This is a genomic window from Ensifer sp. 4252, assembly GCF_050434565.1.
Lineage (GTDB): Bacteria > Pseudomonadota > Alphaproteobacteria > Rhizobiales > Rhizobiaceae > Ensifer.
Genome location: NZ_JBNDIU010000023.1, coordinates 1 through 12,855, shown reverse-complemented (window position 1 = coordinate 12,855; position 12,855 = coordinate 1). Strand labels below are relative to the sequence as shown.

Here is a 12,855-nt window from a genome sequence, read left to right as displayed (position 1 = left end):
GGAGCAAAGAATGGCCGCATGCTAGTCGGCGCGTCGCCGCCGCTGTTTGTCCCACCTCAAAGACATTGGGCATTTGCCGACCCTAAGAGGCGGCATGAACAAGAGCTTCCGTTCCGCCAAGGGTTTTGTCTCGCTTCAGGATTTTGCCTGCGCGCTGGAGCGTGAGGGGGAGCTGAAGCGCATCTCCCGTCCCGTCTCCCTGGTGCATGAGGTGACCGAAATCCACCGGCGCGTTCTGGCGGATGAGGGACCGGCCTTGCTGTTCGAGCAGCCGGTCGATGCCTCCGGGCGGGTTCACGACATTCCGCTGCTTGCCAATCTCTTTGGCACCGAGCGCCGAATCGAGCGTGGTTTCGGTTTAAAGCACGGCGGATTGTCCACTTTTGCCGGCGAACTGGCAGAGCTTCGAGATCCGCGTGCCCCCGGGTCGCTGCGCGATGCCTGGGACCGACTACCGCTGCTGCGGTCGGCACTCTTCATGCGGCCGAAACATGTGACATCAGCACCGTGTCAGGACGTCGTCTGGCGCGGCGCGGACCTCGACCTCGGCCGTTTGCCGATCCAGTGGTGCTGGCCGGGCGAACCTGCGCCACTGATTACCTGGCCGCTGGTGATCACCCGCGCGCCGGACGATCCGTTGGATGTCAATGTCGGCATCTATCGCATGCAGGTGCTGAGCCGAGACCGGGTGATCCTGCGTTGGCTTGCCCATCGCGGCGGTGCGCGACACCATCGTCTCTGGCAGCGCCAGGGGCGCGATATGCCGGTTGCCGTAGCGATCGGCGCCGATCCAGCCACGATCCTCGCCGCCGTCATGCCGCTGCCGGAAGGGCTGAGCGAACTCAATTTCGCGGGATTGCTCCGGCGCAGCCGAACGCAGCTCGTGGCCGCACGATCAGTACCGCTAGCCGTTCCGGCAAATGCCGAGATCGTGCTCGAGGGAACCGTATCGGCAACGGAAACCGCCGACGAGGGGCCCTATGGCGACCACACCGGCTACTACAATTCGGTCGAACCGTTTCCGGTCATGACGCTTTCCGCCATCACCACACGCCGTGCCCCCTATTATCTCTCCACTTACACCGGCCGCCCGCCGGACGAGCCTTCGCGGCTTGGCGAGGCGATGAACACGCTTTTCGTTCCCCTCGCCCAGAAGCAGTTCCCCGAGATCACCGATCTCTGGCTGCCGCCGGAAGCTTGTTCCTATCGCGCCATGGTCGTCGCGATCGACAAGCGCTACCCCGGACAGGCGAAACGCCTGATGATGGGTTTGTGGTCGATGCTGCCGCAGTTCAGCTACACCAAGCTGATCATCGCGGTCGACCCGGATATCAATGTCCGCCATTGGCCCGATGTCATGTGGGCGCTGGCGACGCGCTTCGATGCCAGCCGCGACGTCACAATCATCGCTGACACGCCGATCGACTATCTCGACTTCGCGTCGCCGCGCTCGGGCCTCGGCGGCAAGCTCGGGCTGGATGCCACCACGAAGATCGGCTCTGAGACCGATCGGGAATGGGGGCAGGTCCTTGATATGACGCCCGATGTCATCAGCCAGGTCGATGCCATCTGGGCCGATCTAGGGCTCGAAAGGAAAGCATCATGAGCAGGCACCGAATTGTCGTCGCCATTACCGGCGCATCGGGCGCGGCCATTCCACTGCGCATTGCCGAGCGGCTTGCGCAGATTGAAGAGGTGGAACTGCACTTGGTGTTGTCGCCATCGGCCCACCGCACGCTTGCCCACGAAGTTGGCGCCCATGCGCTGTTGCGGCTGCTGGAGAAGGCGGACCGGACCTACGACCATGACGATATCGGCGCTGCGATCGCCAGCGGGTCGTTTCCGACTGCCGGCATGATCGTCGCGCCCTGTTCGATGCGCACGCTTGCCGCGATCGCCAACGGGCTGGCCGACAATCTTATCGTGCGCGCCGCGGACGTGCACCTGAAGGAGCGTCGGCGTCTTGTGCTGATGGCACGCGAAACGCCGCTGCATCTCGGGCATCTGCGCAACATGTGCGCAGTGACCGAGATGGGAGCGATCGTCATGCCACCGGTGCCGGCCTTCTACCATAGGCCGGAGAGCGTCGAGGCGATCGTCGATCATCTCGCCGCAAGGGCGATCGATCTCCTCACACTGCCGATCGGGCCGCTTGCCGTCGCCTGGCAGGGAGAGGTTCAGTCGAAAGGCAATGCCTGCAGCAGCGGGTCTGCGCCGAACATCGCGTAGTGGCCACCGGCGAGCAGCCAGAAAGTGACCGCTGCGGTCGCGAAGGCAGACAGGATCATCACGGGATCGGCGCGCAGGCGCACTTGGCCTTCCAGGATCGCGACGAAGGGCCAAATCGAGGTGCCTTGCCTTGCCGCCGGCCATCTTTCCCCGAGGCGCCGCCGCGCGCGCTTCTCCACCATGAAGAACCCACCGAACGCAAACAGTGCGAAGCTGCCGAAGAGCACCAGCGAGCGCAGATCGCCATTGGCGATGACATGGCCGACGGCCCATAGAAGGAAGCCCCAGAGCACGGGGTGACGCGTGACGCTGACTATAGCACCCCTCCGGTCGCTGCCCTGAAAGATGGAGATCGACAACGGGTTTTCGCTGAACAGGCCGGCGAGCACCAGGAAGAGCCCAAGTGGCGCAAGGATGAATGTCGTCCAGGCCTGCCACGGGGCCGGTTCCCATAGTGGGATGAAATCGAGCGCGAGGGCTGCCTGAAAAACCCAGATCAGTGCGACGATCGACAGCAGCGAATAGATGCCGAAATAGGTCCGCCGCCCCAATAGTGTGATCAGCCGCTGACGTAGGGTCGGCAATGCCGGCACCATATGAAGGGCAAGAAAAACCGCGAATGCGGCGAGAAAATTGTACATCGACCGGACCTCAGATCCTTTCCGCGAGGAGCAACCGTTCCGTCGCGACATGGCGCCGGACGGTTTCGAAAAAGGCGCGCAGCATGTAGCCGATCGCCTCCCAGCTGTGCGGACTGCGGCTATGGAGTAGGTCATTGAGGGTTCTGGCGACCTGTGCTGCCGCTTCTCCGTCATGCCGGTGCTCGTCACGCAAACGTTCGATCAGCCGCTGCCCGTCATCGGGGCATCTCGCGGCGGTGATGGCTGGAAACAGGATCTCGTCCTCCAGCCTGTGCACGGCCAGGAGCGTCGAAGGAAGCCGGATTGCAACCTCGCGGCAACCGGCCGTATCAATGCGGCGCGGCAGGGAATCAGCAATGGCCTCGAGGCGATCGCACAATCCGAGAAGGTTCTGATAGCCTTCTTCCAAGGTATCTTGTCCAGACATCGGCAGCTCCGTGATCGAGATTTGTCATTGCTCAATCGTCTAGGCGCGATCGATCGGGCGATCTTTGACATTTCGCAAAGTCGATGACGACCGCTGGGGCGGGCATCCCCGGCATGACACTGCTACTGCGAGGGGTCGAGAAAGAGCATGATGGCGATCGCGACCGAGAACAGGATAGCCGACAGCGTCGCCGCGCGCTGCAGGACCCCCATGCGATAGAGAAGGATGGCAAACCCGACAATGATCGGGGTTGCGACGGAAAGGCCGATTTGAGCGTCTGTCATCGGAAAACTCCTGCAATGATCCTGCTGCTATCAGCCCCGTTGCCCTGCCTCTTTGCGCAATCGCAAAGACAGGGGGCGCCCGCCTGCCTAGCTGACGGCCGGTTCCGGCAAAGGAGTTGGCGCATGGACGGACGGGCACTCCCGGTTCGAGAAGCAGACGAGCACGCAACCGCGGATGACCTTCTGCTTTGGGTGCTCGTGTGGAGCGAGCTTGCAGCCTTTGGCATCCTGCTCGGTGGTTTTCTCGTCGTCGGCGTCATCCAGGCGGACGCATTTGCCGTGGCCCGTTCGCAGCTCAATCCGCTGCTCGCCGGCATCAATACGCTCGTTCTTCTGACCAGCGGCTGGCAGGCAGCCCTGGCATCGCGTCCGGCCGCTTCGACGCCCACGCGCCGGCGTGCGCTCGTTCTCGCCGCGCTCTTCGGTCTCGCTTTCGTTGCCATCAAGCTATTCGAGTACTCGACCGAAATCGGCGCAGCCGGGCTGCCGCAGTTCGGCGCCTTCTTCGAACTCTATTTCCTCATCACCGGCTTCCACCTGCTCCACGTCGTCTTCGGCAGCGCTATCCTGCTGTTGGTCGCCTGGCGCCCGAGCCCTGAGAACATCGCTCTGATCACCACGCTCTGGCACGTCATCGACCTTGTCTGGATCGTGATGTTCCCGATCATCTATCTCGTGTGATTGTCATGACCCATCACAATGCGCGCCGACTTCGCAACACCTTTGTCGCTCTGATCGCGATCGTGCTTTCGGGCATGGTCATCATGACGCTCTGGGGCGGATCTGCTGCGGTAATCCCGGCCCTGCTGGTGCTGGCGGTGATCAAGTGCCGGCTTGTTGCCCTCGATTTCATGGGCCTGCGTCGGGCGCCCGCAGGCCTGCGGTTTGGCCTCTTGGCCTGGCCGGTTGTCCTTGCGCTTCTGGCCCTGGCAAAGCTTGCAATGGACGCGGTGCTATCCGCTTGAAACCACTCTTCCTCTTGTTTGCCAAAACGCAAAGAAGGCCTTTCGGAAATCCCTAGACATGGTCCGCGCCCCGATAGTTCGTCGGTGCCGCACGTCGCGGCGCCAAGCGGGGAGGGGATCAGATAAGCCGGCTACCGTCTTTGCGGCCGGCCGAAGTCGAAAGGATGACGTGATGGCAGAACGCCTCACCAAGACCGGGGCCCGAAACGTCTTTTACGGCGGGTCCTTCTTCTTTTTTGCAATCTTTGTCGGGCTCACCGCCCACAGTCACTACTACATGCGCACGGTCTCGACCGATGAGTCGACCCTGACGGACGCGGTCGCCCGCGGCAAGCATGTCTGGGAGAAGAACGCCTGTATCAACTGCCACACGCTCCTCGGTGAAGGCGCCTATTTCGCGCCCGAACTCGGCAATGTCTGGAAACGTTGGGGCGGCGAGACCGATCCGGAGGGCGCACGGGAGACGATGAAGGCATGGATGGCCGCCCAGCCGAGCGGCATCGAAGGGCGTCGCCAGATGCCGCAGTTCAACCTGACCGAACAGGAACTCAACGACCTCGCCGATTTCCTGGAGTGGACGAGCCGCATCAAGACCCAGAACTGGCCGCCGAACGAGGCCGGCTAAGCGTCGCGATTGGAGTGTGAAATCATGAAATACCAGACCCAGAAGGTCGCAATGCTCTATTTCTACGGAGCGATCGGCCTGTTCCTCGCCCAGGTGCTGTTCGGCGTCCTTGCCGGCACCATCTATGTCCTTCCCAATACCTTGTCCGAACTGTTGCCCTTCAACATCGTTCGGATGGTGCACACCAACGCGCTCATCGTCTGGCTGCTGATGGGCTTCATGGGCGCCACCTACTACCTCCTGCCGGAAGAGGCGGAGACCGAGCTCTACAGCACCAGGATCGCCATCGCGCAGTTCTGGATCTTCCTGATCGCGGCCGCCATCGCCGTCGTCGGCTATCTCCTGCGCATCCACGAGGGGCGAGAATTTCTCGAGCAGCCCTTCGCGATCAAGGTCGGCATCGTCATTGTCGCGCTGATGTTCCTCTACAACATCACGTTGACGGTCCTCAAAGGCCGCAAGACAACCGTCACCAACATCCTTATCTTCGGGCTCTGGGGTGTGGCGATCTTCTTCCTCTTTGCCTTCTACAACCCGATCAATCTCGCGCTCGACAAGATGTACTGGTGGTACGTCGTTCATCTCTGGGTCGAAGGCGTCTGGGAGTTGATCATGGCGTCCGTGCTCGCCTTCCTGATGATCAAGCTCAACGGCATCGACCGGGAGGTCGTCGAGAAATGGCTCTACGTGATCGTCGGTCTGGCGCTGTTTTCGGGCATCCTCGGCACCGGCCACCATTACTACTGGATCGGCGCGCCGGGCTACTGGCAGTGGATCGGTTCGCTGTTCTCGACGCTCGAGGTCGCACCGTTCTTCACGATGGTGATCTTCACCTTCGTGATGACCTGGAAGGCGGGCCGCAAGCATCCGAACAGGGCGGCGCTGCTGTGGTCGATCGGCTGCTCGGTGATGGCCTTCTTCGGTGCCGGTGTCTGGGGCTTCCTGCACACGCTGTCGTCGGTGAACTACTACACCCACGGCACGCAGGTTACCGCCGCGCACGGACACCTCGCCTTCTTCGGCGCTTATGTCATGCTCAACCTCGCCGTCATGGCCTATGCCATTCCGGAGATCCGCGGCCGGGCGCCCTACAACCAGATGCTTTCCATGGTCAGCTTCTGGATCATGTGCACGGCGATGTCGGTGATGACCTTCGCGCTCACCTTCGCCGGTGTGCTGCAGGCCCATCTGCAGCGTGTCTTGGGTGACAGCTACATGGACGTCCAGGACCAGCTTGCGCTGTTCTACTGGATCCGGCTCGGCTCCGGCGTCTTCGTGCTGATCTCGGCCCTGTTGTTCGTATGGGCGATCTTCGTCCCCGGTCGGGAACGCAGCGCGAAACTCAGCGCATCGATCCAACCTGCAGAATGAATGAACGCGCCGGTCCGGGTTGCCCGGACCGGCCAATCTCCTCCCTCCTTTTTCACGGAGACATGCCATGAGCATTGTTCAACCAAGCCTGGTTCCGGTATCGATCGACATTCCCGCCTATAGCCCCTCCGGCAACGAATGCGCGCTGTTCGAAAATGCCTGGGTTCGGCAATTGCCGCTCCTGCTCAAGGGCCCGACCGGCTGCGGCAAGACGCGCTTCGTCAGCCATATGGCGGCAAAGCTCGGCCTGCCGCTTTCGACCGTCTCCTGCCACGACGATCTGGCGGCTGCGGACCTGACCGGGCGCTACCTGTTGAAGGGCGGCGATACGGTCTGGGTCGACGGCCCGCTGACACGTGCGGTGCGCGAGGGCGGGATCTGCTACCTCGACGAGATCGTCGAGGCGCGCAAGGACGTCACCGTCGTGCTGCACCCGCTGACCGACGACCGGCGCATGTTGCCGCTGGAGCGGACCGGCGAACTGCTCGAAGCGCCTCCGGCGTTCATGCTGGTCGTCTCCTACAATCCCGGCTACCAGAACCTGCTCAAGAGCCTGAAGCCGAGCACGCGGCAGCGGTTCGTCGCGATCGAGTTCGACTTCCTGCCACGCAACGAGGAGATCGAGGTGGTTTCCCGCGAGAGCGGACTGGCCGCAAGCCAGGTGGCGCCGCTGGTCAACCTCGCTCAGCGCCTGCGGGCACTCAAAGGGCATGATCTCGAGGAGGGTGTGTCGACCCGACTGCTGGTCTATTGCGCCTGCCTGATCGATGCCGGAATGCCGGTCAAGGACGCGGTGCGCGCCGCGATGATCGAGCCGTTGACCGATGAGCCGGACGTGCGGTCAGCACTTCTCGAGGTTGCCGCCTCCTTGATCGCCTGAGGACTGGGTCATGCTGGATTTCCTCGAACTGGAAGAAACCGTCGGGCGCGCCTGGCACCGTTTCATCGGCAATACCGGCACCTGGCGGCGTTATCCCGGACAGGCTGTCAAACTGGCCGACATGATGCCGATGTTGGCGATCTGCTTCCGGGGACACGGCGGCGAGGCCGCGGTTCAGATCGTCCCGGCGCGCGGCCGTACGTCCGGCCACCGTTTGAAGTGGCGACAGAAAATGGGGCTCGGCGAGGAAAAGCTGGTGCAGCCCAGTCGGGATCATGCCTCTTTGATGTTGCCCGGCGAGATCGACATTTTCCCCGACCGGAAACTCAACATCGATCTCTATCTCTGGCTGGTCGCCTATATGGCGACCATGCCGCTCGCCCCGCGCGATGACGTCGACCCGTTACAGGCCGACCTGACATATCTGTCGCGGGCGCAGGAAACAGTGGCCGAGGTCTTTCAGCTGTTTCCGGGCATGCGCCACAAGTACTGCCACCTGGCCGAGGCCGTTCTCGTCGAGCGCCAGCGCGGTTCTCTTCCGTCTGTGGAGCAACATGTCGAAAACCGCGTCCTGCGGCTGTTGCGCAAGGCGGCCGGCCAGCCGGATACGACCTTGCCGGTGATCTTTCCGCATCGTGCTCCGCCGGGGTATTTGCCGCTGCTGCCGGTGCCGCTGTGGCCCGATATTCTGCAGCGACCGGAGACTTCCACAGAACGCAATGACGATATCGCGGCAGCGGGCGCCGCCTCCAGCCAGATCGCCGAGACCGAACGGCACGTTGCCGTCAGGGAAAACCCGGAGAACCGCAAGGGCGACCGCAGCCCCTTCATCCTCAACCGCTTCGAGAAAATTCTGGCAATGGCCGAGATGGTCAATGTCGACCGACCGTCCGACGACAGCGACGAACACGACAACAAGGCTGCGCAGGATCTTGACGAGATGACGCTTGGCGAGCGGAAGGGCCGCCCGTCTGCGCGCTTTCGCTTCGATCTCGATCTGCCGCCGGAAGCCGTCGACCCGACGCCGCTGACGGCTGAGCTTACCTATCCCGAATGGAACTACCGGACGTCGAGCTATCTCAAGGATCATTGCCGGGTGTTGGCCGGCCCGGCCTCGGGCATGGAACACAGGGCTGAGCTGACGCCGGAAACCAGAAGCCTGATCCGGCGGGTGCGGCGCCAGTTCGAAGTGCTGCGCCCACGCAACGAAATCCTGCGCGCGCAGATCGACGGCGCCGACCTCGACCTTGACGCCGTGGTGCGCGCCCGCACCGATTTGGCGGCCGGCGGGCAGGGGAGCGATCGCATCCATCTGATGAGCCGACCGCAGGTCCACGACCTTGCCGTTACCATCCTGGTCGACGTGTCGCTTTCGACCGATGCCTGGTCCGACAATCGCCGGGTGCTGGATGTCGAAAGGGAGGCGCTGCTCATTCTCGCCCACGGCCTTTCGGCCTGCGGCGACAATCATTCGATCCTCACCTTCACCTCGCGGCGACGCGATTGGGTGAAGGTGGAAAGCGTCAAGGCTTTCGACGAGCCGATGAGCCCGCTCGTCGAAAGCCGCATCGCCGCCCTGAAGCCGGGGTATTACACCCGCATCGGTGCCGCCATCCGCCATGCCACAGCCGAGCTGCAGAAGCAGCCCAACCGCAAGAAGCTGCTGCTTGTCCTGACCGACGGCAAGCCGAACGACGTCGATCACTACGAGGGGCGCTTCGCGCTGGAGGACAGCCGCAGGGCGGTCACGGAAGCACGTCGGAGCGGCATCAGCGCTTTTGCCGTAACCGTCGACCGCGAGGCGCGGTCCTATGTGCCTGCCATGTTCGGACAGAACGGCTATGCCGTCGTCGGCAACATCGCCCGGCTGCCGGCGGCACTACCGGCGATCTACCGAAGCCTGGCGGGATAGAACGACCAGATGAAACACGAAAAGGCCCGGTCGCGACCGGGCCTTTTCGTGTTTGGTGTTGGCAGCGGTTCAGGCCGCCTTGCTGTGGGTGCGTTGCGCGTCATCGATATAGGTATCGAATGCCGCGGCCACGGCGCGGATCACGAAGCGATGATCCTGTCTTACCGTTATGACGCCGTCGGCGATATCCAGCACGCCGTCGCTGGCCATCCTCGCCAGACGCTCGTTGCCGCCGAGAAGGAAATCAGGGTCCCGTCCATGTGCAGTGGCGATTGCCTTGATGTCGACCGTGAAGTCGCACATCAGTCTTTCGATGATTGCCGCACGCAGGCGATCCTCGTCGGTCAAACGATAGCCCTTCGTCGTTGCCAGTCGGCCGGAGGCGATATGGCTTGCATAAAGCCCGGGGGGGACCTCATTCTGCACATAGCCGTCTTGTGAGCGGCCGATCGCTGAGGCGCCGAAACCGATCAGCGATTCGCAATTGTCCGTCGTATAGCCCTGAAAATTCCGCCGAAGCATGCCGGAGGTCTGCGCGAGCACCAGATCGTCGTCGGGCAGCGCGAAGTGGTCGAGGCCGATCTGGCGGTAACCTGCTTCGCAAAGCGCTTCGCTGATGGCGAGCGCCTGCTCAGTGCGCGCTGCCGCGTCGGGCAGCACGTTCTCGTCGATCATACGCTGGTGTTTCTTGAACGACGGCACGTGCGCGTAGCCGAAGACGGCAAAGCGTTCCGGCCGCATTGCCGTGGCGGCCTTGACCGTTTCGACGCAGGAGCGAACCGTCTGGTGCGGCAATCCATAAATCAGGTCGAAGTTGATGCCGGTGACACCTGCGTTGCGAAGATGCGCCGCGGCATCGGCTGTCTGCTGTTCGCTCTGGATGCGGTTGATGGCCTTTTGGACAATCGGGTCGAAGCTCTGAACGCCGAGGCTGGCACGACCGACGCCCCCTTCGCCAAGCGCCTGCGCCATGGCTACGGTCAGGCGTCGGGGATCGATTTCGACAGCCACGCCTGTCTTCGGACCAAATAGGTAGAGTTTGCGCAGGAGCGCCATCAGCGCCAGGAATTCTTCCGGTTCGATGATCGTCGGCGTCCCGCCGCCGAAATGGACCTCGCCGATCGGCAGCGGCGCGGACACGTGATCGGCCACCATGCCAATCTCCTGCCTCAGCACATTGAGGTAATCGAGGATCGGCTCGTCCTGCCGGGTAATCGTGGTGTGACAACCGCAATACCAGCACATCGAACGACAAAAAGGGATGTGCAGATAGAGAGATACATCGCGATCTCCAGGGACTGCGCCCAGCCAATCTGCATAGGTCTCGCGACCGATTTCGGCGGAAAAGCGCGGTGCGGTTGGGTAGCTGGTGTAACGCGGCAAGCGCATCTCGGCATATTTCAAAAGGGCGGTGGACTGCATGGCGGTTCCTATCGGCTTGTCGAAACAATCGATCCGTTTCTAGGCCGAATGCCCACCGTCGTTCTTTGCGAAAAGCCAAGCAGCCGAGCAACAAGGTGCAAAGCGGGATTTGTTTGCGCTTCGACAAAATGTCGCGTTGCCGTCGGCATTAGGCTTTGCAAATCCGGGCCGTTTGCGTCGGCGGCATCCCGGAAACTGAGCCAACGACGGCGCCCTGAACGGACTGAGATGACAACTGCAGAGACAGAAACAAAACCCTTCATCGACGTGCGCACGATCCCGCCGGTGGAGCGCCATCCGAAGATCTTCGGCATGCTCAATGCGCTGGCCGAGGGCGGCTCCTTCATCATCGTCAACGACCATGATCCGCGTCCGCTGCACTATCAGCTGGAAAGCCGTTATCCTGGTGAATTCACTTGGGATTACCTTAAGCAGGGACCCGACGTCTGGCGGGTCGAGATCGGCCGGCAACAGGCCTCCGGCTGCGATTGCTGCTGCGGCAGCAGCAGCGGCCACTGAACAAGTGCACCCCGCTAGAGCGTTTCCGGTTCAGGCGGAGCCGCAGAAGCGCTCCAGCTCTTTTTCTACGCATTTCCTGACAGAAAACCGCTTCACACTTTTCCTGGAAATGCTCATCGTTCAGGATGAACCGCGATGTTCGGAGCCACGCTTTCCCGCTGGACGATGTCCTATTTCGCGGCCGCGCTGATCTTTCTTGCCATCGGCGAGATGATGATGGTGCTCGGCTTCGGATATCCGGTTTCCGCCATCGAAGCGCCTGAGACGCTGGCACTCGTTCATACGATCGCGCTTGGCTGGCTCAGCCTGCTGATGGCGGGAGCGCTGTTGCAGTTCGTGCCGGTTCTCGTTGGCCGGCCGCTTTCCCTCCCGAGCCTGGCTCTCCCGGCCCTGGTGCTGCTGGTTGTCGGCATAACTAGCCTGGTGCTTGGTTTTGCCAGCCTCGCCGGGGCCGACAGCCTTTCACCGCTTCTGCTACCGTTCGGCGCGACTGTAACGATCGTCGGCTTCGGCCTGCTCGTCATCGTCTTTGCAGTAACGTTGTGGCAGGCGCGTCCGTTGCCGTTGCCTGCGCGGTTCGTCGCCGTCGGTCTCGGCTCGCTGGTCGCGACCATCGCCCTTGGCGGCACCTATGCGTTTGTCCTTGTCGGGCTCTCCGATGCACAGGCCGCGATCGATCTGACGCTGGAAGGGCTTTCGCTGCATGCTGCGCTGGGGTTGGGCGGCTGGCTGAGTTTTACGACCATGGGCGTCAGTTACAGGCTTTTGACCATGTTCATGCTTTCCCCCGAACGAGAGCGGCAAAGCAGCAGGATCGTCTGGGCGCTCGGAGCCGCGGCGCTCGGAATTGTTGCCTGCATCGTACCGATGATCCTTTCCGGTTCCGCCGGGCGCTTCGTCCTGCTTTTGGTCGCCGCGCTTGCCGGCGTGATCGCCATCGGAATTTACATGGTGGACATCGTGCGGATCTATCGCGGACGCAAACGCAAGCGCATCGAGCTGAACAGCCGCGCCGGCATCGGGGCTTTCGCGGCGCTGACTGTTGCGACCGTATTCTTCGTGGCTTTGGTCGTCAGTGGCCAGATCGAAAGAGGCGTGGGTTCGCTCGTCTATCTCGTCACCTTTGGCTGGCTGACGGGCATGGGCCTGGCGCAGCTCTACAAGATCGTTCCGTTCATCACCTGGCTCGAATGTTACGGCCCATTGCTCGGGCGTATGCCGACGCCGCGGGTCCAGGATCTGGTCGTCGAGGTGCGCGCGGCGTTCTGGTTTCGCGTCTACTATCTGACCGTGATCATCGCCTCGACAGCGCTTTATCTCGACACCGCATTGCTGTTTCGGGCGAGCAGCTTTGGCCAGTTGATTGCGGTCAATGCGCTTCTTTGGGAATTCGTGGCAACACGAAGGCTCAGCAACGTGCCCAGTAATCTTCAACTCCCTAGCGGCTTCGCCCGTCCGCATCTCTTCTTCCCATCGTTTCAGTCACGGAGGTGGCATGAAAGAGGCCGCGCCCGCTGAGAGAACGGACCACTGAGATGGAGATGATAATGATCGAGGGACAGTCACGCTTCCGGCCTTTC

General features: G+C 62.2%; 14 protein-coding genes. 10 read left to right on the top strand and 4 right to left on the bottom strand.

What is annotated here, in order from left to right:
* Positions 1–94: 94 nt before the first annotated feature.
* Both ABIE33_RS29070 and ABIE33_RS29065 read left to right on the top strand, forming a co-directional pair.
* Positions 95–1,606 carry a UbiD family decarboxylase gene (locus ABIE33_RS29070; RefSeq protein WP_429131529.1) on the top strand — a complete coding sequence of 504 codons (1,512 nt, stop codon included), beginning with the start codon at positions 95–97 and terminating at the stop codon, positions 1,604–1,606.
* Complete coding sequence (locus ABIE33_RS29065) at positions 1,603–2,229, top strand: UbiX family flavin prenyltransferase (protein ID WP_429131527.1); 627 nt, start codon at positions 1,603–1,605, stop codon at positions 2,227–2,229. Before ABIE33_RS29070 ends, ABIE33_RS29065 begins: the two co-directional genes overlap by 4 nt.
* Here the strand turns inward: ABIE33_RS29065 and ABIE33_RS29060 are convergent.
* From ABIE33_RS29060 to ABIE33_RS29050, 3 genes are all read right to left on the bottom strand, one after another.
* The gene (locus ABIE33_RS29060) at positions 2,178–2,870 is read right to left on the bottom strand and encodes an NnrU family protein (protein ID WP_429131526.1); all 693 of its coding nucleotides are present in this window, start codon (positions 2,868–2,870) and stop codon (positions 2,178–2,180) included. The two genes, ABIE33_RS29065 and ABIE33_RS29060, sit on opposite strands and share 52 nt — an antisense overlap.
* A gap of 10 nt (positions 2,871–2,880) precedes the next feature.
* A complete protein-coding gene (locus ABIE33_RS29055; protein ID WP_429131524.1) occupies positions 2,881–3,297 on the bottom strand; it encodes a hemerythrin domain-containing protein in 417 nt (138 codons plus the stop codon).
* Between the two features lie 122 nt (positions 3,298–3,419).
* Positions 3,420–3,581, bottom strand: a complete 162-nt coding sequence (locus ABIE33_RS29050) for a hypothetical protein (RefSeq protein ID WP_429131522.1) — start codon at positions 3,579–3,581, stop codon at positions 3,420–3,422.
* Between the two features lie 123 nt (positions 3,582–3,704).
* On the opposite strand from ABIE33_RS29050, the gene ABIE33_RS29045 reads away from it, so the two are divergent.
* The 6 genes from ABIE33_RS29045 (at position 3,705) to ABIE33_RS29020 (ending at position 9,334) form a co-directional block, all read left to right on the top strand.
* Positions 3,705–4,262: a cytochrome c oxidase subunit 3 gene (locus tag ABIE33_RS29045; protein ID WP_429131519.1), complete on the top strand. Its 558-nt coding sequence runs from the start codon at positions 3,705–3,707 to the stop codon at positions 4,260–4,262.
* A gap of 5 nt (positions 4,263–4,267) precedes the next feature.
* Complete coding sequence (locus ABIE33_RS29040) at positions 4,268–4,546, top strand: cytochrome C oxidase subunit IV family protein (RefSeq protein ID WP_429131516.1); 279 nt, start codon at positions 4,268–4,270, stop codon at positions 4,544–4,546.
* Between the two features lie 172 nt (positions 4,547–4,718).
* On the top strand, positions 4,719–5,171 hold the full coding sequence (locus ABIE33_RS29035) for a c-type cytochrome (protein WP_025430210.1): 453 nt from the start codon (positions 4,719–4,721) through the stop codon (positions 5,169–5,171).
* Between the two features lie 24 nt (positions 5,172–5,195).
* Positions 5,196–6,542: a cbb3-type cytochrome c oxidase subunit I gene (locus tag ABIE33_RS29030; protein WP_429131512.1), complete on the top strand. Its 1,347-nt coding sequence runs from the start codon at positions 5,196–5,198 to the stop codon at positions 6,540–6,542.
* A gap of 67 nt (positions 6,543–6,609) precedes the next feature.
* Positions 6,610–7,422 (top strand): CbbQ/NirQ/NorQ/GpvN family protein, encoded by an 813-nt coding sequence (locus tag ABIE33_RS29025; protein ID WP_429131510.1) that lies wholly within the window; start codon positions 6,610–6,612, stop codon positions 7,420–7,422.
* Between the two features lie 10 nt (positions 7,423–7,432).
* Positions 7,433–9,334: a nitric oxide reductase activation protein NorD gene (locus tag ABIE33_RS29020; protein WP_429131508.1), complete on the top strand. Its 1,902-nt coding sequence runs from the start codon at positions 7,433–7,435 to the stop codon at positions 9,332–9,334.
* Between the two features lie 69 nt (positions 9,335–9,403).
* Here the strand turns inward: ABIE33_RS29020 and hemN are convergent, their stop codons facing one another.
* Positions 9,404–10,756 carry an oxygen-independent coproporphyrinogen III oxidase gene (gene hemN / locus ABIE33_RS29015; protein WP_429131506.1) on the bottom strand — a complete coding sequence of 451 codons (1,353 nt, stop codon included), beginning with the start codon at positions 10,754–10,756 and terminating at the stop codon, positions 9,404–9,406.
* A gap of 228 nt (positions 10,757–10,984) precedes the next feature.
* On the opposite strand from hemN, the gene ABIE33_RS29010 reads away from it, so the two are divergent.
* Together ABIE33_RS29010 and ABIE33_RS29005 are read left to right on the top strand one after the other, a co-directional pair.
* Entirely contained in the window at positions 10,985–11,275 is a 291-nt protein-coding gene (locus ABIE33_RS29010) for a DUF2249 domain-containing protein (protein WP_429131504.1), read from the top strand.
* A gap of 135 nt (positions 11,276–11,410) precedes the next feature.
* A complete protein-coding gene (locus ABIE33_RS29005) occupies positions 11,411–12,793 on the top strand; it encodes a hypothetical protein (RefSeq protein WP_429131502.1) in 1,383 nt (460 codons plus the stop codon).
* The last annotated feature ends 62 nt before the right edge of the window (positions 12,794–12,855 follow it).

Bases quoted from the DNA above. Each gene is read 5' to 3' on its own strand.
- ABIE33_RS29070 (WP_429131529.1), top strand. From the start codon at position 95: ATGAACAAGAGCTTCCGTTCCGCCAAGGGTTTTGTCTCGCTTCAGGAT.
- ABIE33_RS29065 (WP_429131527.1), top strand. From the start codon at position 1,603: ATGAGCAGGCACCGAATTGTCGTCGCCATTACCGGCGCATCGGGCGCG.
- ABIE33_RS29060 (WP_429131526.1), bottom strand. From the start codon at position 2,870: ATGTACAATTTTCTCGCCGCATTCGCGGTTTTTCTTGCCCTTCATATG.
- ABIE33_RS29055 (WP_429131524.1), bottom strand. From the start codon at position 3,297: ATGTCTGGACAAGATACCTTGGAAGAAGGCTATCAGAACCTTCTCGGA.
- ABIE33_RS29050 (WP_429131522.1), bottom strand. From the start codon at position 3,581: ATGACAGACGCTCAAATCGGCCTTTCCGTCGCAACCCCGATCATTGTC.
- ABIE33_RS29045 (WP_429131519.1), top strand. From the start codon at position 3,705: ATGGACGGACGGGCACTCCCGGTTCGAGAAGCAGACGAGCACGCAACC.
- ABIE33_RS29040 (WP_429131516.1), top strand. From the start codon at position 4,268: ATGACCCATCACAATGCGCGCCGACTTCGCAACACCTTTGTCGCTCTG.
- ABIE33_RS29035 (WP_025430210.1), top strand. From the start codon at position 4,719: ATGGCAGAACGCCTCACCAAGACCGGGGCCCGAAACGTCTTTTACGGC.
- ABIE33_RS29030 (WP_429131512.1), top strand. From the start codon at position 5,196: ATGAAATACCAGACCCAGAAGGTCGCAATGCTCTATTTCTACGGAGCG.
- ABIE33_RS29025 (WP_429131510.1), top strand. From the start codon at position 6,610: ATGAGCATTGTTCAACCAAGCCTGGTTCCGGTATCGATCGACATTCCC.
- ABIE33_RS29020 (WP_429131508.1), top strand. From the start codon at position 7,433: ATGCTGGATTTCCTCGAACTGGAAGAAACCGTCGGGCGCGCCTGGCAC.
- hemN (WP_429131506.1), bottom strand. From the start codon at position 10,756: ATGCAGTCCACCGCCCTTTTGAAATATGCCGAGATGCGCTTGCCGCGT.
- ABIE33_RS29010 (WP_429131504.1), top strand. From the start codon at position 10,985: ATGACAACTGCAGAGACAGAAACAAAACCCTTCATCGACGTGCGCACG.
- ABIE33_RS29005 (WP_429131502.1), top strand. From the start codon at position 11,411: ATGTTCGGAGCCACGCTTTCCCGCTGGACGATGTCCTATTTCGCGGCC.